At 33.0% G+C, this 17,859-nt stretch carries 14 protein-coding genes; 11 read left to right on the forward strand and 3 right to left on the reverse strand.

The window, feature by feature from the left end:
* Positions 1-46: 46 nt before the first annotated feature.
* The 3 genes from lonB (at position 47) to yihA (ending at position 5,403) form a co-directional block, all read left to right on the forward strand.
* On the forward strand, positions 47-1,744 hold the full coding sequence (gene lonB / locus ACFVR2_RS00395) for an ATP-dependent protease LonB (RefSeq protein ID WP_387357880.1): 1,698 nt from the start codon (positions 47-49) through the stop codon (positions 1,742-1,744).
* Between the two features lie 753 nt (positions 1,745-2,497).
* Positions 2,498-4,822 (forward strand): endopeptidase La, encoded by a 2,325-nt coding sequence (lon, locus tag ACFVR2_RS00400; protein ID WP_387357882.1) that lies wholly within the window; start codon positions 2,498-2,500, stop codon positions 4,820-4,822.
* Complete coding sequence (yihA, locus tag ACFVR2_RS00405; RefSeq protein WP_387357884.1) at positions 4,819-5,403, forward strand: ribosome biogenesis GTP-binding protein YihA/YsxC; 585 nt, start codon at positions 4,819-4,821, stop codon at positions 5,401-5,403. Before lon ends, yihA begins: the two co-directional genes overlap by 4 nt.
* Before the next feature lie 88 nt (positions 5,404-5,491).
* Here yihA and ACFVR2_RS00410 read toward each other — a convergent pair whose 3' ends face one another.
* Positions 5,492-6,526, reverse strand: coding sequence for an ion channel (locus tag ACFVR2_RS00410; RefSeq protein WP_387357886.1), 1,035 nt, complete (start codon positions 6,524-6,526; stop codon positions 5,492-5,494).
* 47 nt (positions 6,527-6,573) lie between these two features.
* The gene (locus tag ACFVR2_RS00415; RefSeq protein ID WP_387357888.1) at positions 6,574-7,056 is read right to left on the reverse strand and encodes a LiaF transmembrane domain-containing protein; all 483 of its coding nucleotides are present in this window, start codon (positions 7,054-7,056) and stop codon (positions 6,574-6,576) included.
* Positions 7,057-7,268: 212 nt separating this feature from the next.
* On the opposite strand from ACFVR2_RS00415, the gene hemA reads away from it, so the two are divergent.
* From hemA to ysxE, 8 genes are all read left to right on the forward strand, one after another.
* Positions 7,269-8,621, forward strand: coding sequence for a glutamyl-tRNA reductase (gene hemA, locus ACFVR2_RS00420; protein ID WP_387357890.1), 1,353 nt, complete (start codon positions 7,269-7,271; stop codon positions 8,619-8,621).
* Between the two features lie 10 nt (positions 8,622-8,631).
* A complete protein-coding gene (gene ccsA / locus ACFVR2_RS00425; protein ID WP_088014403.1) occupies positions 8,632-9,465 on the forward strand; it encodes a cytochrome c biogenesis protein CcsA in 834 nt (277 codons plus the stop codon).
* A 12-nt stretch (positions 9,466-9,477) separates the two neighbouring features.
* Complete coding sequence (gene hemC / locus ACFVR2_RS00430) at positions 9,478-10,410, forward strand: hydroxymethylbilane synthase (RefSeq protein WP_387357893.1); 933 nt, start codon at positions 9,478-9,480, stop codon at positions 10,408-10,410.
* Complete coding sequence (locus ACFVR2_RS00435) at positions 10,403-11,167, forward strand: uroporphyrinogen-III synthase (protein WP_387357895.1); 765 nt, start codon at positions 10,403-10,405, stop codon at positions 11,165-11,167. Before hemC ends, ACFVR2_RS00435 begins: the two co-directional genes overlap by 8 nt.
* A 31-nt stretch (positions 11,168-11,198) precedes the next feature.
* Complete coding sequence (gene hemB, locus ACFVR2_RS00440) at positions 11,199-12,185, forward strand: porphobilinogen synthase (RefSeq protein WP_387357897.1); 987 nt, start codon at positions 11,199-11,201, stop codon at positions 12,183-12,185.
* 6 nt (positions 12,186-12,191) lie between these two features.
* A complete protein-coding gene (gene hemL, locus ACFVR2_RS00445; RefSeq protein ID WP_387357899.1) occupies positions 12,192-13,478 on the forward strand; it encodes a glutamate-1-semialdehyde 2,1-aminomutase in 1,287 nt (428 codons plus the stop codon).
* A gap of 475 nt (positions 13,479-13,953) precedes the next feature.
* Complete coding sequence (locus tag ACFVR2_RS00450; protein ID WP_387357901.1) at positions 13,954-15,789, forward strand: LysM peptidoglycan-binding domain-containing protein; 1,836 nt, start codon at positions 13,954-13,956, stop codon at positions 15,787-15,789.
* A gap of 86 nt (positions 15,790-15,875) precedes the next feature.
* A complete protein-coding gene (gene ysxE, locus ACFVR2_RS00455; protein ID WP_387357903.1) occupies positions 15,876-16,907 on the forward strand; it encodes a spore coat protein YsxE in 1,032 nt (343 codons plus the stop codon).
* A 120-nt stretch (positions 16,908-17,027) separates the two neighbouring features.
* Here ysxE and ACFVR2_RS00460 read toward each other — a convergent pair whose 3' ends face one another.
* Positions 17,028-17,792, reverse strand: a complete 765-nt coding sequence (locus ACFVR2_RS00460; protein ID WP_387357905.1) for a sporulation protein — start codon at positions 17,790-17,792, stop codon at positions 17,028-17,030.
* Positions 17,793-17,859: the final 67 nt, after the last annotated feature.

The following is a 17,859-nucleotide window of genomic DNA, read 5'->3' on the forward strand; positions in this document are numbered from 1 at the left end:
GAGGGCGATACTAAAATTAATTTCTACTTCAGTGGAGGGGTAAATAATGAGTTTAACAACTATTATATTATTAGCTCAATTAGCATTAGGTACAATCGTTGCATTGTATTTTATTCATTTATTAAAGGGTCAACGAACAACTAAAGTCTCGATTGACAGAGAATCTAAAAAAGAAATGGAGCAGTTGCGTAAATTAAAGTCAATCTCTTTAACTGTTCCGTTAGCAGAGAGAGTTAGACCAACCACTTTTGATGATATAGTTGGCCAAGAGGATGGAATAAAAGCGTTAAAAGCTTCACTTTGTAGTGCTAATCCTCAACATGTAATCATTTATGGGCCACCTGGTATCGGAAAAACGGCTGCAGCTAGACTTGTATTAGAAGAGGCGAAAAAGAGCCCGAATACTCCTTTTAAACAAGATGCAGTATTTATAGAATTAGACGCTACAACTGCTCGATTTGATGAAAGAGGAATTGCGGATCCTTTGATTGGTTCTGTTCACGATCCAATCTATCAAGGTGCAGGTGCGATGGGGCAAGCAGGAGTTCCTCAACCTAAAAAAGGTGCAGTAACCGACGCGCATGGAGGGATTTTATTCATTGATGAAATTGGCGAGCTTCATCCAATTCAAATGAATAAAATGCTTAAGGTACTTGAAGACCGAAAAGTAAAATTTGAGAGTGCATACTACCAAGAAGAAAATCCTTCTATACCCGCACATATTCATGAAATTTTCAAACACGGTTTACCAGCGGATTTCAGGTTAGTTGGTGCAACAACAAGATCACCAGAAGATATCCCACCAGCAATTCGTTCACGTTGTTTAGAAATATTTTTTAGAGAATTAGAACAGGATGAAATTCAAGCAGTAGCTAAACGATCTGCTGAAAAAATTGAATTAAGCCTTTCAGAAAAAGCATTAGAATTAGTAGGTACATATGCAAAAAATGGTCGTGAAGCGATTAACTTAATTCAGTTAGCTGGCGGAATGGTTTTAACTTCTGGTCGAAAAGAATTAATAGAAGATGATATTGGGTGGGTTGTTTCTGTAAGTCGTTTATCACCAAGACTTGTTAACAAAATTCCAGAAGCGCCAACTGTAGGATTAGTAAATGGTTTAGCTGTTTATGGTGCAAATATTGGTGCGTTGCTACCGATTGAAGTAATTGCAATGAAGGCAAAAGAAATCGGTAAAGGTTCAATAACAATTACTGGAATTGTTGAAGAAGAAAGCTTAGGTAATCAAGCTAAATCTATTCGTAGAAAAAGTATGGCAAAAGGCTCTTTAGAAAATGTTACGACAATCTTACGAAAAATTGGTGTACCAATCGATGACTTTACGATTCACATTAATTTTCCAAGTGGCGCATTAATTGACGGCCCATCTGCAGGGATTGCTATGGTAGTAGGTATTTTTTCAGCAGTTAATAATGTTCCAGTATTAAATACAATCGCTTTGACTGGCGAAATGAGCATTCAAGGTGATGTAAAACCGGTTGGCGGTGTTCCTGAAAAAGTAAAGGCAGCTGTTAAAGCAGGAGCGACTAAAATTATTGTACCGAAAGAGAATGATCAAGCTACATTACATCAATATAAAGATGTAGAAATATTAGCAGTAGATCGCATTGAAAAAGTTCTCCATGAAGTCTTTAAAGATAATTGGAAATTTGAAGTACCAACTCAAACAAAAACTGATTTCCAACAATTAACATTGTTTGAGGAGAATCAATCGCAATCTATGTAGATAAAAATAAGTGTTCGAATCATTTCATTTTGAATAAATAAAGAATACAAACTATTTTTGCATTCTATTTTTCAATGAAGTGATCGAACACTTTTTATTTTGTATAAATACATTCTATAAGCTTTTGAAAAAAGAATTTGTCAATAAAATTGTTGGATTGATCATTGATAAGTAAGTTGTGTCCTATGATTTCCACTACATGGTGCTCGCATTCCATGGGGCGAGATTCTTTAGCCTCCTCGGCGCCGCTTGTGGGGTCTCAGCCTTCCCGCTAATCCCATAGGAGTCGAGCACTCTTTCGTTCCAACCAAGTTCTTTATAAAAATTAATAATCTTAAAAACGATAGAATAGTCAATTGAACGCATGAATTATCCTTGAATAATCAAATTGTAACTTATGATGACGAATAAACATCTTTAAAAAGATTGATCGTCAAAAAGAAATTATTTAATTTATGCAAAATAGCTAAAACATATATCTATCAACCAAAATCACTTGTTTATCAATAAGAAGACAGATAAAACAATAATAAAAATTACTCTTTTTTTATAGAAATTCATTTAATGTTTGTATATTTCAATATTGCCCTACAATATATTTCAACACTCTGAACATATAATATAGGCTATGTTCTAGGCAATTGTTGATTGATTATGTTGCTTCTTTATTTCTTTTAATGCATATCATTGTAAATGATATATATGTTAAGGTAAAATAACTAGATAGAATGAAAAACATGGAGGTGTAACGTAATGAATGTTACAAAAGAAAAAGTTGTACCCCTCCTACCTTTAAGAGGAATTAGTGTATTTCCTGCCACTATTGCACATCTAGATGTAGGAAGAACGAAATCGATAAAAGCTATACAAGAAGCTGATGAGTTAGATCATTTAATTTTTGTTGTTACTCAAATAGATGCAGATACTGAAAATCCAAAGTTAGACGAATTGTACCAATTTGGAACTTTAGCTAAATTAACACAAAAAATTACACTTCCAAATGGCACTGTTCGTATTACTGTCGAAGGATTACACAGAGGAAAAATCAAATCAATTATTGATCAAAATGATTTCTTAACTGCAAAGGTAGAAGAATATCCAGATGTAGAAGACGAATCTAAAGAGCTACGTGCTTTAATGAGAACTTTATTGCAGCATTTTAAACAATACAGTAAATTATCAAAGCGAATTTTGCCAGAGACAATTGCTTCAATTGTTAAGCAAGACCGTCCAGGTAAACTTGCAGATGCAATGATCGATTCAATTCCATTAAGGGAAGAAGAAAAACAAAAAATATTAGCAACAATTGATGTTACTGAACGAATACATATTATCTTAAATTTCCTTCAAGATGAAAAAGAATTACTAAAGCTTGAGGAAAAGATTGGCCTACAGGTTAAGAAAAATATTGATAAAACTCAAAAAGAATACTTCTTAAGAGAACAATTAAAGGTTATTCAACGCGAACTAGGTGATCGTGAAGGTAAAACTGAAGAAGTTGATAAGTTTTTAACAAAAATCGAAGAGGCAAATATGCCTGAAGAAACAAAGGAGGTAGTACTAAAAGAGTTAGCTAGATATGAAAAACTACCTCCTAATGCTGCAGAAGCAGGTGTAGTTCGTACATATTTAGAATGGATGGTAGCTCTACCGTGGTCTAAGCAAACAGAAGACACACTGGATATACATCGTTCCGAAAAGATACTGAATAATGAACATGAAGGTCTTGAAAAAGTAAAAGAGAGAATATTAGAATATCTAGCTGTTCAACAACTTACGAATTCATTACGTGGTCCAATTTTATGTTTAGCTGGTCCTCCTGGAGTTGGTAAAACATCTTTAGCGAAATCAATCGCAAACGCTTTGTCTAGAAACTTTGTACGCGTTTCTCTAGGTGGCGTAAGAGATGAATCAGAGATAAGAGGACATAGAAGAACATACATCGGAGCTATGCCAGGTCGAATTATCCAAGGTATGAAGAAAGCAGGAACAAATAATCCTGTATTCTTACTTGATGAAATTGATAAAATGTCTAGCGATTTTAGAGGAGATCCAGCATCAGCAATGTTAGAAGTCTTGGACCCTGAACAAAATCATACATTTAGTGATCATTACATCGAAGAGCCATTTGATTTATCTCAAGTTTTATTTGTAGCAACTGCAAATGATTTATCAACAATTCCAGGTCCATTACGTGATCGAATGGAGATTATTACTTTATCTGGATATACTGAACTTGAGAAAGTTAATATAGCTAAAAAGCATTTATTCCCTAAAAAATTAGCAGAGCATGGCTTAAATAAATCTACTGTACAAATTCGTGAAAGTGCATTGAGTGCAATTATTCGTCATTATACACGTGAAGCAGGAGTAAGATCATTAGAGCGAGTTCTAGCGACACTATGTAGAAAAGCTGCTAAGTTGATTGTTTCAAACGAAAGACAAAAAATAATATTTACCGATAAAAATATTGAAGAATTTTTAGGTAAGAAAACATTCTCTTATGGTCAAATGGAAAGCGAAGACCAAATTGGTGTAGCGACAGGTTTAGCGTATACTGCATTTGGTGGAGACACACTTTCTATTGAAGTATCACTATATCCTGGAAAGGGTAAGCTAACTTTAACTGGTAAGCTAGGGGATGTAATGAAGGAGTCAGCACAGGCTGCGTTTAGTTATATTCGTTCAAAAGCAGAAGAGCTGAATATTGACCAAAATTTCCATGAGAAATATGATATTCATATTCATGTTCCAGAAGGTGCGGTTCCAAAAGATGGCCCTTCAGCAGGTATAACGATGGCAACAGCATTGATTTCGGCATTAACAAATAAACCAATCCGCAAAGAGGTTGGAATGACTGGTGAAATCACATTACGTGGTCGCGTATTACCAATAGGTGGATTAAAAGAAAAAATGCTTAGTGCGCATCGTGCAGGTTTAACGACTGTTATCATACCAAAAGAAAACGAAAAAGATTTAGAAGATGTACCACCAATGGTGAAAGAAGGTTTAACTGTTATACCTGTTTCCCATTTAGATGAAGTGCTTGTGCATGCAATAGTAGGAGTGAAAAAATGAAAGTAACAACAGCGGATATTGTCATTAGTGCAGTCCGACCAAATCAATATCCAGATACACAATTTCCTGAAATCGCTTTGGCAGGGCGTTCAAATGTTGGGAAATCTTCATTTATTAATAAAATGTTAAATCGTAAGGCATTAGCCCGAACATCATCAAAACCTGGAAAAACTCAAACATTGAATTTCTTCCTAATTAATGAACAGCTTTTCTACGTTGACGTTCCAGGTTATGGTTACGCTAAAGTTTCCAAAAAGGAACGAGAAGCATGGGGTAAAATGATCGAAACATATATTACAACTCGTGAGCAATTAAGAGCTGTTATTTTATTAGTTGATCTACGTCATTCACCAACAGAAGATGATGTAATGATGTATAATTTCTTAAAGCATTACGGAATCCCAGTCATTATAGTAGCAACAAAAGCAGATAAAATCCCTAAAGGAAAATGGGATAAACATGCAAAAGTAGTACGTGAAAAGTTACAGATTGAAGAAGGAGATGAATTAATTTTATTCTCATCTGAAACTGGTATGGGTAAAGAAAAAGCATGGTCAGTAATTGATCGTATGTGTAAATAAAAAATGCTGGTGGCTAAAAGGCCACCGGCATTTTTTGTGTTCAGGTTTCGAGCAACCTGTTAGTATTTTTATATTAAAATAGTCCTTATTATAAAGCTTTATTAGTTATCTTTTTTAGTAAATTTTCTTCACAATAAATATATAAACGATCAGTAGGATTCAATTTACATTCTCTTAGCTTTGGAATATTTAACTGTTCATTTATCGCTAACAAAGTTGCTCCTTTTTCAAATAATTGTAGAAAGGCATCTTCATAAGTTTTCCATTCTGTATTTGGCTCTATTACATGTATATTGCTTCCATCAAACTTTGTATTTAAAAAATGCCTAAATATGGTTGAAGTTCCAGGATGTAATGTTGTCTTAGCGATTAGACGTGAAACAGATTCATACGATAATACAAAATCATCTACATTTACGTGCTTAAAATTAATGATATGGCTTTCCTTCGATATTTCGACAATTGTATGAATAGGCATTTTTTTCGTAGATGATAGTGATTCGACTGCAGAAGCGATTAATAGAGTTTTTCCATCTTTTAAAACACTGTCTTCTATTGTAGAATCTGCAAATATACATACCCGTTTTGCCCCAAATATATTTGCCTTTAGTAAGGTGTTTTCGATTGAAGGGTCTCCTTGAATAAAATGAACTTGAGAGTGCTCGTAAGGTGAAGTTTCTAGATTTTCTATTAATACAATTTTTGCATTCGGTGAAGAGTCGAATAGTTCCTCAATAGCATCTCTAGTTTTTTTAGACCAACCAATATAAATAAAGTGATCATGATCCTTATACACAATTCTTCCCTCCAACTTTAAACGATGATATTTAGAAAAGGAATCAACAGTTTTAGATACGAGTAAGCCTATAATACCGACTCCAAAAATAAATAAAAACATTCCTAAGCATTTTCCTGCAACAGTTTTTGGAAAGAAATCTCCATAGCCTACTGTCGTCAAAGTAGTCATTGTCCACCACAAACCATCAAATAAAGTTGGAAAGGTTTCTGGTTCTAAAATATGTATAGTTATTGAGCCAAAAGAAACAATTAGAATAGATAGAATTAAAATTGAAACATAATTAAAAGATACAAATTTTTTCCATAGTGCAAGGAAGTATAACAAAGATATTCCTCCTTTTAAAACTGCTCGTTATGTATAAAAAAGTATGTTTATTTTTTAGAAAATAGAAGAAATAAACCAATCACAGCAATCAATATCGGCCAATATTGCTGGAAATAAGAGACTTGTGATTGGAGCGAACCAAGCATTGTTGCAAGCTTTTCATTAAAAAGGAAAAATAAAGACATAATAAATAATAGTAAACCAGGTAATAGCTCACCTTGTCCTTTTCGAGATTGTAGTAACATTCCGATTGAAATGATGAGTGTAAGAACGGACCAATGGTTTGGCCAGTTTTGAAAATGTTCGATGGCATAAAAATGAATTCCAAATCCAAGTACGACAATTCCCGGAAATACATAGTGGGTTTCTCTTCCTTTAAAGGCTTGAACGAGAAGTGCAATACCAGTAATCAAGATCGGAGTCGTCCAAAATGTAAATATGTGTAAAGCTGGGACTTGCCATTTTGAAAGAAGATAATAAATGCCAAAGCCAATTAATAGGATTCCAATAAATAATCGATTTTTTTTCATAACAACTCCTGTTTAACATTATTTGTAATCACTTTTATTTTAAAATTATTGTATAATAAAATTTGTGTACATTTAATAGTATAAATCGGATTAAAAATTCTACAAAATATTACATTTATGATAGCATATTGATGTAGAACATAGATATGATATTTTGATAAGTAAAGATAGATATAATAGTTTGTACAAAGTTTTTAGGGGGGCTTTAGGGCATGCACATCATAACAATAGGGATTAATTATAAGACTGCCCCAGTTGAAGTGCGAGAAAGGGTAGCATTTGCTCCAAATGAACTACAGGACGCAATGGACTCATTAAAAAATGAAAAAAGCATTTTGGAAAACATTATTGTTTCTACTTGTAATCGTACGGAGATTTATGCAGTTGTCGATCAGATTCATACTGGTCAATATTATATGAAACGCTTTTTATTACAACGTTTTGACTTAAAAGACGAGGAATTATCACCATATTTAATCATTAAAACCGGAGATGATGCAATCAACCATTTATTCACTGTAGCAAGTGGTTTAGATTCAATGGTAATTGGTGAGACTCAGATTCTTGGACAAGTAAAAGATAGTTATTTACTTGCTCAAGAGAATAATGTAATTGGTACGATTTTTAATCAATTATTTAAGCAAGCAATTACATTTGCAAAAAAAGTTCACTCAGAAACTGGAATCGGTGAAAATGCTGTATCTGTAAGTTATGCTGCTGTAGAGCTTTCAAAAAAGATTTTTAGCAATTTAAAAGGCTGCAATGTACTGATTGTTGGAGCAGGGAAAATGAGTAACTTAGCTTTACAAAACTTGTATTCCCAAGGTGTAGGGAAAGTTACAGTTATTAACCGAACTGTCGAAAATGCTGTTAGACTTGCAGACCAATTTAATGGAATCGGAAAAGGGTTAGAATCACTTGAAAATGCTTTAAAAGAAGCAGATATCGTTATTAGTTCAACTGGATCAAAAGAATACGTGATTACGGAAAAAATGATTCGTCGAATTGAAAAATCAAGAAAAGGTAACCCTCTATTCTTAGTTGATATCGCTGTTCCAAGAGATATTGAACCATCAATTCATCATATTGATAGTGCATTCTTGTATGATATTGATGATCTTCAAGGAATTGTTGCAGAGAATTTAGCAGAACGTGAACGTGAGGCAGTAAAAATTAAGAAGGCAATAACTGAAGAAATTGATAATTTTCAATCTTGGTTATCAATGCTAGGTGTTGTTCCTGTAATCTCTGCATTACGTGATAAGGCGCTAGATATTCAAGCAGATACAATGAGTAGTCTAGAGAGAAAACTGCCTCATTTATCTGAAAGAGATTTAAAAATTATTCAAAAGCACACAAAAAGTATCGTAAATCAACTTTTACGAGATCCAATAATGAAAGCAAAAGAAATGGGTACATCTAAACACTCAGAAGCACAAATTGCCCTTTTTAAAGAAATATTTAGTCTAGATGAAATTTTACAAGAATCTAAAGATGAAAAACACATGCAAACTAACAAAGAAAAAGAGACTATTTCTTTAAAACAAAACTTAGGTTTTTTATGAGGTTTAGCTAGTGGCGCTTTTGGAAAGTAGTTTTATCTATCACTTATTAATCTTATTGTTTGCATGGAGTATTGTTTTTTCTTTTATAGATTTCATAGATACAAATAGGATGGCAAGTCGAGTAGCATTTTATTTGCTAGCGATTGTTTGGGTGTTTTCTTCTGTTTTAATGATTTACACCATTAGCCAATACAGTTTATATTCCTTTATTACTTCCAGGGAAGGGCTATATATTTATGTATGGATCATAATATCACTATCAATGGTGATTAATTGGGTAGTAAAACTAGAGTACTTAGTTTTCTTTACAAATGTTGTTTCATTTTTAGTATTTTCATTATCAATTTTAATTCCGAAGGCGGGTAAAACAGCTACATTAGTCGATCAGTTAAAATCGGAGTTATTATATATCCATATTGGACTTGCTTTCTTAGCATACGGTGCATTTACCCTGTCCTTTATTTTTTCAGTTATGTACATTTTTCAATATGTATTACTAAAAAAGAAGAAATGGTCTACACATTTAAAGAAATTGGGGAGTTTAGGTAAGTTGGAAAAAATGTTTATTACATTTAACTTATTTGGAGTTCCACTAATGCTAACTTCCCTTATTTTAGGTGTTATTTGGGCAAGTATTCGATTACACACATTTGTTTGGTATGATATGAAAGTAATAGGCTCATTTTTCGTTTTAATCATGTATAGTACATTTATGTATTTAAAGGTAAGCAACCGTTTCTATGGCAAATCTCTTTGCATATTTAACATCTGTTGCTTCTTAGTTTTGTTCGGAAATTATGTTGTTTCAAATCTATATTCAAAGTTTCATTTATGGAGTACGTAAGGAGATGTAACTATGCGTAAAATAATAGTTGGTACAAGAAGAAGTAAACTAGCATTAACACAAACTAAATGGTTTGTAGAGAAACTAAAAGAAGTAGCACCTGATTATGAATTTGAGTTAAAGGAAATCGTTACAAAAGGTGATGTAATCCTTGATGTAACGCTTTCAAAGGTTGGAGGAAAAGGTTTATTCGTTAAAGAAATTGAACATGCAATGCTAACGAGTGAAATTGATTTAGCTGTACATAGTATGAAGGATATGCCGGCTATTTTACCTGAAGGTTTGATGATTGGATGTACTCCAAAACGTGTTGATCCAAGAGATGCACTACTTTCAAATAGTGGAAAAGGATTAATGGAACTTGAAGAAGGATCAATTGTCGGTACAAGTAGTTTAAGGAGAAGTGCTCAAATTAAAGCAGTTCGTCCTGATCTACAAATCAAATGGATTCGTGGAAATATTGATACACGTATTCAAAAGCTAAAGGATCATGAATATGATGCGATTATTCTTGCAGCAGCTGGTTTAACAAGAATGGGTTGGGCTGAAGAAAGTATAACTGAATACATTGATGAAACAATCTGTGTACCAGCAGTAGGCCAAGGTTCACTTGCTATCGAATGTCGTGAAAATGATACAGAAATCCGTGAATTATTAAATAGACTGAATGATGAATTAACATATACAACAGTAGAAGCTGAACGTGTATTTCTTCATAAAATGGAAGGTGGTTGCCAAGTTCCTATTGCTGGATTTGCAACGATCGATGACAATAATGAAATCTCGTTAACTGCATTAGTAGCTAAACCAGATGGAACAATTATCTTAAAAGAAACTGTAAAAGGTACTGACCCAACTGAAATTGGTGAAAAAGCTGCAAATCTATTAATTGAACGTGGAGCAAAGGATATTATTGATACTGTAAAAGAGGCAGCGGATGAATAATTCCTTAAATGGAATGAAAATATTAGTGACAAGGGCAGAGCAACAAGCTGATGAATTCAATCAATTAATTCATCAGTTTGGTGGATGTCCTATTAATCTTCCACTTCAAAAGATAGTTAAAAGTGATATTTCAATTAATGAATTGGAAAAATTAGTTATTGATTCAGAATGGATTTTATTCACAAGTATTAATTCAGTAAATTACTTTGTGCAAAACATTACAAAGGATCTTAAACAAAAAACTCTTCAAAAAAAAATTGGTGCTGTTGGGGAAAAAACAAAGAATCGATTAATTGAAGAAGGATTTGAAGTAGCTTTCCTTCCAAGTCAATTTACTGGTAAAACATTTGCTTCTGAGTTAAGTTACATAGTAGAAAAAGGAACAAAATTTTTATTTTTACGTGGCTCTTTAGCGAGTGATAACGTACCCAAAATACTAGGAGAAAATGGTCATGTAGTTAATTTATTAACTGTTTATGAGACCATTGCAAATCTAGGTATTAAAAATGAACTGTTAAATTTATTAATAAATAAAAAGCTAGATGTGATTACATTTTTGAATCCATTTAGTGTAGAACAGTTTTGTTTTTTGATTGGAAATGCAATTAGTATGGAAGATTTAAAAAACATTCAAATTGCTTGTATCGGCGAAGTAACCGCACAAAAAGCTAGAGAAAAAGGTTTGAATAATATTATTGTTCCTAGTAAATTTACAACAGAGGCTTTAATTAAAAAAATAGTAGATGATATTGAGTGATCAGATCGTCTTTAAAAAGAAGGAGAAAAAAATGACTTATTCTATTCCGTTTGATCGTCACCGCCGTTTAAGAAGCACACAAGCATTACGCTCTATGGTTAGAGAGACACATTTACATAAAGAAGATTTTATTTATCCACTTTTTGTTGTTGAAGGACAAGGGGTAAAAAATCCTATTAGTTCAATGCCCGGTGTATTTCAATTTTCGTTAGATGAATTAAAAAAAGAAATGGATGAAATTGCATCATTAGGAATAAAATCTGTCATATTCTTTGGTATTCCTGATGTAAAAGACGCAGTAGGTTCAGAAGCTTACTGTGCAACTGGAATCGTTCAACGTGCGATTTCACAAACGAAAGAACAATATCCTGAAATGATTGTTATTGCAGATACATGTTTATGTGAGTATACAGATCATGGACATTGTGGAGTTTTAGAAGATGGGTATGTTAATAATGATGAATCGTTAATACTATTAGCAAAAACAGCAGTAAGCCAAGCACAAGCTGGCGCAGATATTATTGCCCCTTCAAATATGATGGATGGATTTGTAGCAACAATTCGTCATGCATTAGATGAAGCTGGATTTGATAATATTCCAATTATGTCATATGCAGTAAAATATGCTTCAGCATTTTATGGACCATTCCGTGAGGCAGCTCAAAGTGCTCCAGGGCAAGGTGATCGTAAGGCATACCAAATGGACCCTGCAAATCGTTTAGAAGCGTTCCGTGAAGCAGAATCAGATACAGTTGAAGGTGCAGATTTCTTAATCATTAAACCAGCTCTTTCGTATTTAGATATCATTCGTGATATCAGAAATAACTATCACCAACCTATCGTTGCTTATAATGTTAGTGGAGAATATGCAATGGTTAAAGCTGCTGCTTTAAATGGCTGGATTGAAGAAGAAAAGGTAGTAATGGAAAAATTAATTAGTATGAAACGTGCTGGTGCAGATATGATTATGACTTATCATGCTAAAGATGCTTGCAGATGGTTATCAGAAGGGAAGTAATAATAAATGAGATCATATAACAAGTCAATTAAAGCGTTTGAAGAGGCAAAACAAGTACTTCCTGGTGGAGTAAATAGTCCTGTACGTGCTTTTAAAAGTGTTAATATGTCACCAATTTTTATGAGCCATGGAAAAGGTTCTAAAATATATGATATTGACGGAAATGAGTATATTGATTATGTACTATCATGGGGACCTCTAATTTTAGGTCACTCAAATGAGCGTGTAGTTGAAGGTTTAAAACGAACAGCAGAAACTGGAACTAGCTTTGGGGCACCAACATTAAAAGAAACAGAATTAGCTAAGCTTGTGATCGAAAGAGTACCTTCGATAGAAGTTGTTCGAATGGTTAACTCAGGAACAGAAGCGACAATGAGTGCATTACGTCTTGCTCGCGGATTTACTGGTCGAAACAAAATTTTAAAATTTGAAGGATGCTACCACGGACATGGTGATTCCTTATTAATTAAAGCTGGTTCTGGTGTAGCTACACTTGGATTACCAGATAGCCCTGGTGTACCTGAAGGTGTTGCATCTAATACAATCACTGTTCCTTATAATGATTTAGAAAGTATAAGATATGCTTTTGAACAATTTGGAGATGACCTAGCAGCGGTTATTGTTGAGCCAGTTGCAGGTAATATGGGTGTTGTTCCACCAGTTGAAGGATTCTTAGAAGGCTTAAGAGAGATTACAACTCAATACGGTACATTATTGATATTTGATGAAGTAATGACTGGCTTCCGTGTAGGTTATAATTGTGCTCAAGGTCATTTTGGTGTAACACCTGATATCACTTGCTTAGGAAAAGTGATCGGTGGAGGTTTACCAGTAGGTGCATATGGTGGTAAAGCTGAAATCATGAATCAAATTGCTCCAAGTGGCCCAATTTATCAAGCTGGAACTCTTTCAGGAAATCCTTTAGCGATGACGGCTGGTTTCGAAACATTAAGTCAGCTATCTAAAGAAGATTATGTAGAATTTAACCGTAAAGCTGATCTTTTAGAAGCAGGTTATAAAGCTGCAGCTGAAAAATACAATATTCCACATTGTATTAATCGTGCAGGTTCAATGGTTGGATTCTTCTTCACAAATGAAAAAGTTGAAAATTACGAAGCAGCAAAAACTTCTAATTTAGAAATGTTTGCTAAATACTATCAACTAATGGCTGAACAAGGTGTCTTCTTACCACCATCCCAATTTGAAGGTCTATTCCTATCAACTTCACATACAGACGAAGATATTCAAAAAACGATTGCAGCTGCTGAATACGCATTTTCGCAATTAGTTTAATTTAAAGTGGTGTCCTCTTTTTAGAGGCACCATTTTTTTATAGAAAAATAGAGTTGGTAAAGCTTCAGTAGAACGATTGTAGAGAAAAATAGAGAAGTTCAAGCAACAAATAGATATAGAGAATCGCAAATAAGATGACGATCTGTGCAAAAATAGATGAGGAGAAGCTGCAAATAAGATGACGATCTATGCAAAAAGTTGAGGTGAAACTACAAAGAAAAAATAAAATTATGGAATCGCTAATATGATTAGACATTTTTCTCTTTAGTTTTCCTGATACAATTCGTCCAGTGCTTCCTAAATCTTGCTTTTGATTTTTCTTTTTCCTATTCCTTTTTCACTGTTTTTCTTTAATCCTGCGATTATTAAACCTTTCTTAATATAAAATAACAATCTTTTCTTCATAAATTTTCCGTTTCTTTCATAAAAATGTAATGTCATAGACCAAATTGGACGATGAGAGGAGGACATTAAGGTGTCTTCAGAAAATCAAACAAATATTCGCTTTTCATTGAAAGAAACTGTCTGGTTCCAAAAAGGACAGGAAGTTAAAGAGGTTAGGTCACTCTCGTTAAATCCAGACATTACTATACAGCAATTTGAAGAATATGTTCAGGTGAAGGGTGTCTTAACCTTAGAAGGTAATTACACACCTGATTTGGCGAATCAAGGTGATTATTACTCATTAAGAGAATTAGCACCTTCAAGAATGATTGAAAATGTAGTCGCTCTTGAAGATGGAAGTTGTGAATTGAGTCATCAGTTCCCTGTAGATATTTCAATACCATTAACTAGAATTACTGATCTTGAAAATCTATGTGTTTCTGTAGAGACATTTGATTATCAATTAGCTGAAAAAGGAAGTATTCAAATTGCTGCTGATTTATGTATTTCTGGTCTACATGACCATAATAGAGCAGTAGAAACTTATCAAGAACAAAGAGGGTATGAGCAATATAATAGCTACTCATACGAAAATGAATATCGCTCAAGTAATGAAGGAAATGAAGGATATGAGTATCAGCAAGAAAGAGAACAAGAAGAACAATTCCAGTTCTTTCATCAACCAACTTCGGAACAGGAAACAAGTGAACAAGATAATCTTTATGGCAGTGATTGGATTCAATCCCTTGAAGAAAATGATGAACAAGAAGAACAAGACACATATCCTGGGCAACCTACTTACTTAGAGGTTTTTCAGCCTGAAGAAGTAGTTGATGATCGAGTCGAAGCAGTTGAAAATGAAGTGGAACATTACTATGAGTTAGAAGAAAGTAATGAACAAAGTTTTGAAGAGGAACACCAAGTAGAAGAACAATTTAATGTTGAAATTATGGCTCAGTCAGAGCAATCAGAACAGTTTGAAGAACAATCAGAAGCTCAAGAGGAAGAAGAATATGAAGAAGTATTTAGGGGCTTTAATATATCAGCTGAAGCAATGGAACCACAAGCAATGGAACCACAAGCAATGGAACCACAAGCAATGGAACCACAAGCAGTGGAGCCGCAAGCAATGGAACCACAAGCCGTTGATCAAACCCCGAGCTTCTTAATGAATAATAATGATGCAGAAGCTAGTCAAAGTGAAAATGATGCACAGGTATCTAACAATGTAAATAATCCGTATAATGAACGACCTAGTTTCTTGAATAATGATTTTAATGTACACAGTTATTTAAACAATTCTTTAAATAGTAGACCTAGCTTCTTAGATAATGATTTTAGCACTTTGCAAAATGCTAATAACGAAAGCAATGCACAAAAAGAAATTGAAAAATATGAAGAACTATATAATCGAACTTTAGAGCAAAACTATCAACCATATGTTAACCAACAATTTCAGCAAGCACCATTTGCATCTAATCAAAATCAGCAACAATTCTATCAAAATCCATTCCCTCAAGTAAATCAAGAAAATTCTTTTGCGAATCCAAATGATGTTCGTCAAACACCACCTTATTATGCGGATTATTATCAAGCTCAAGTAGAGCATCAAGTAGCACCACCTGAATTACCAAAAGTAGAAATAAAAGCTGAACCAGTTGTAAACAAGGAAGTAAAAGAAGAAGTAAGCGAAGCAAGAAGTGTTAAAAGTGACAATCTACTTTCAAGTTTGTTTACTGGCGAAGGAAGAGAAGATTCTTATACTAAATTAAAATTATATTTAGCTCAAAATGGAGATACAATTGAATCCGTAGCTAAAAAATATAACCTTCAAACTCAACAGTTAAATCGTGTTAATAACTTGAATGATGAATTTTTATCAGAAGGGCAAATCATTTATATTCCTGTAACTGCTATAAAACAATAACAATATGGTGAGAGCTTTGTATTAGTTAAGACACTTGTCTACTAATACAAGGCTTTTACGCATTTAGAAAGTGAGAGTGACGCATCTTGTATAGAAAACCTAAAGATGAAATAAGCGTCATTTTAGCACAGTATCATATTGTCCCAAATTATTTTGAAACGGTTGGTAAAGTAGTTAAGATCTATACGAATCAAGGTGTATTTGCACTAAAAGAGGCAAATGTAAATCGAGTTTATAGAAATAATTTAATTGATAATGTTCGTTCTTTACAAGATAAAGGCTTTCGAAATGTTGTACCAATTTATCATACCCAAAGCGGAGATTATATTGTTGAATTTAATACGAAGCATTATTATTTAATGCCATGGATTGAAAGTGTTGATGAAAAGTCAGATGAGAATTTACATTTTCAACGAATGTTTACTTCACTAGGTAAGATGCACAACAGTACACAAAAAGAGAAAAAGGTAGATAAAGATCAATTACAAATCCATTATGATACGTTAACAAAAAGATGGAGTAAAGATAAAGATGTATTGGAAAATTTCATTGAAGCTGCTGAAGGCAATTGGTATATGTCACCTTATGAACTAAGTTATTGTACGTATTTTCATAAAATATTAAGTGCACATCAATTTGCTAAGGGGCAGTTAGATGAATGGTTTAAAAAAATGAAGGAAACTGAAAATACTAGAGTTGTCATGAACCATGGAAATTTATCTATTTCGCACTTTCTTGTAAATAAAAGAGGTGAAGGCGTCTTTATCAATCTAGAAAATGCACAAGAAACTACACCAATTCAAGACTTAGCTAACTATTATAAGAATTCTTTTAAAACCTATCCTATTCAGCAATCTGATCGTAATAATTGGCTTAATATGTATGAGAAGAATTTTTCATTAAGAGAAGAGGAAAGAATGTTATTTTTAAGCTATATGGCATATCCAACTCAGTTTGCTTCAAAAATTTCCAAATATTTAAAGCGATCAGAGGTTAATAATGAAAAAGATAATGTAAGAGATTTATTAAATGCATATTGGCATATGATTAATATTGAATATTTTGTCTCTAAAATTCAAGAGGATATTGAAGCAGCGAAATCTATAGATGATTTATGAATTCAGACTGCATAGTTTAGAAAAAATAAAAACATCTATCCAAAAAATGTATCACCGCATTAATGTTAGCAACAACTAATGGTGTTGGAGAGTACATGGATAGATGTTTTTTTATATTTATTATTTTACATGACGTTTAATAGCATTTACTACACTTTTACGTACAAAATCCTTGTCCGTAATATGATCCTTTGAAAAAGAGATTCGAACATTATTTTCATCAGTACCAAATAACTTAGAAAACTTACTTGTTGTTTCTTTTTGTTTTTGATTAAGTTGAAGAATTATGTCAACTGTTTTGTCAAAGCTTAAATAGTTAACTTCAACCTCCTCTAATTTTCCACGGAATTCGCCATTCATTGGATAAAATTCAAATTCTTGAATAATTTTTCCATATTTCTTTTTGTTTTCACTATCTCTTAATACAAATCCTTCTTCTTGAAGTGCTTGGATTACTGTTTTTAAGCCAACTGAAGGAACTACTTGAACTCCATCAGCATCATATTGGTCAACAGCTTTTTCTATTTCTAAATGAGTTTTAATCCAAATATGGGATTTGTGAAGTGATACTGGTGTATTTTCAGATAAGGTGAAAAAGAAAGGAATAACAACTTCTTCATTTGCATTTATTATACGATCAACTGATACGATAAATTTTTGTAAAGTACCATTCTTATTAATAATCTTATCATTTGATTCAACTTGATATTCAGTCATTACATGTAAAAAGACGGAATCTAGCTCTTGTTTAACTCGTCCACCTTTTATATATAATTCACCTTTTACTCGTTCACCAGCTTGATATTCTGTTTTTTCAAGCTTTGTATCGATTCTCGTTCCACCGATTCCGAGAACACGAGCTAATGTATTTTTAAATAAACCCATGAATATCCCCCTAAAAATTATATCTACATACTATATAATTATCGCATAATTAAATAAGTTCTAGTAT

The sequence above is a fragment of the Gottfriedia sp. NPDC057991 genome, assembly GCF_042886615.1.
Classification (GTDB): domain Bacteria; phylum Bacillota; class Bacilli; order Bacillales; family Bacillaceae_G; genus Gottfriedia.

Excerpts from the sequence above, each read along its gene's own strand:
- hemB (WP_387357897.1), top strand. The coding sequence starts at position 11,199 with ATGACTTATTCTATTCCGTTTGATCGTCACCGCCGTTTAAGAAGCACA.
- hemL (WP_387357899.1), top strand. The coding sequence starts at position 12,192 with ATGAGATCATATAACAAGTCAATTAAAGCGTTTGAAGAGGCAAAACAA.
- hemA (WP_387357890.1), top strand. The coding sequence starts at position 7,269 with ATGCACATCATAACAATAGGGATTAATTATAAGACTGCCCCAGTTGAA.
- yihA (WP_387357884.1), top strand. The coding sequence starts at position 4,819 with ATGAAAGTAACAACAGCGGATATTGTCATTAGTGCAGTCCGACCAAAT.
- hemC (WP_387357893.1), top strand. The coding sequence starts at position 9,478 with ATGCGTAAAATAATAGTTGGTACAAGAAGAAGTAAACTAGCATTAACA.
- ACFVR2_RS00435 (WP_387357895.1), top strand. The coding sequence starts at position 10,403 with ATGAATAATTCCTTAAATGGAATGAAAATATTAGTGACAAGGGCAGAG.
- lon (WP_387357882.1), top strand. The coding sequence starts at position 2,498 with ATGAATGTTACAAAAGAAAAAGTTGTACCCCTCCTACCTTTAAGAGGA.
- lonB (WP_387357880.1), top strand. The coding sequence starts at position 47 with ATGAGTTTAACAACTATTATATTATTAGCTCAATTAGCATTAGGTACA.
- ACFVR2_RS00415 (WP_387357888.1), bottom strand. The coding sequence starts at position 7,056 with ATGAAAAAAAATCGATTATTTATTGGAATCCTATTAATTGGCTTTGGC.
- ACFVR2_RS00460 (WP_387357905.1), bottom strand. The coding sequence starts at position 17,792 with ATGGGTTTATTTAAAAATACATTAGCTCGTGTTCTCGGAATCGGTGGA.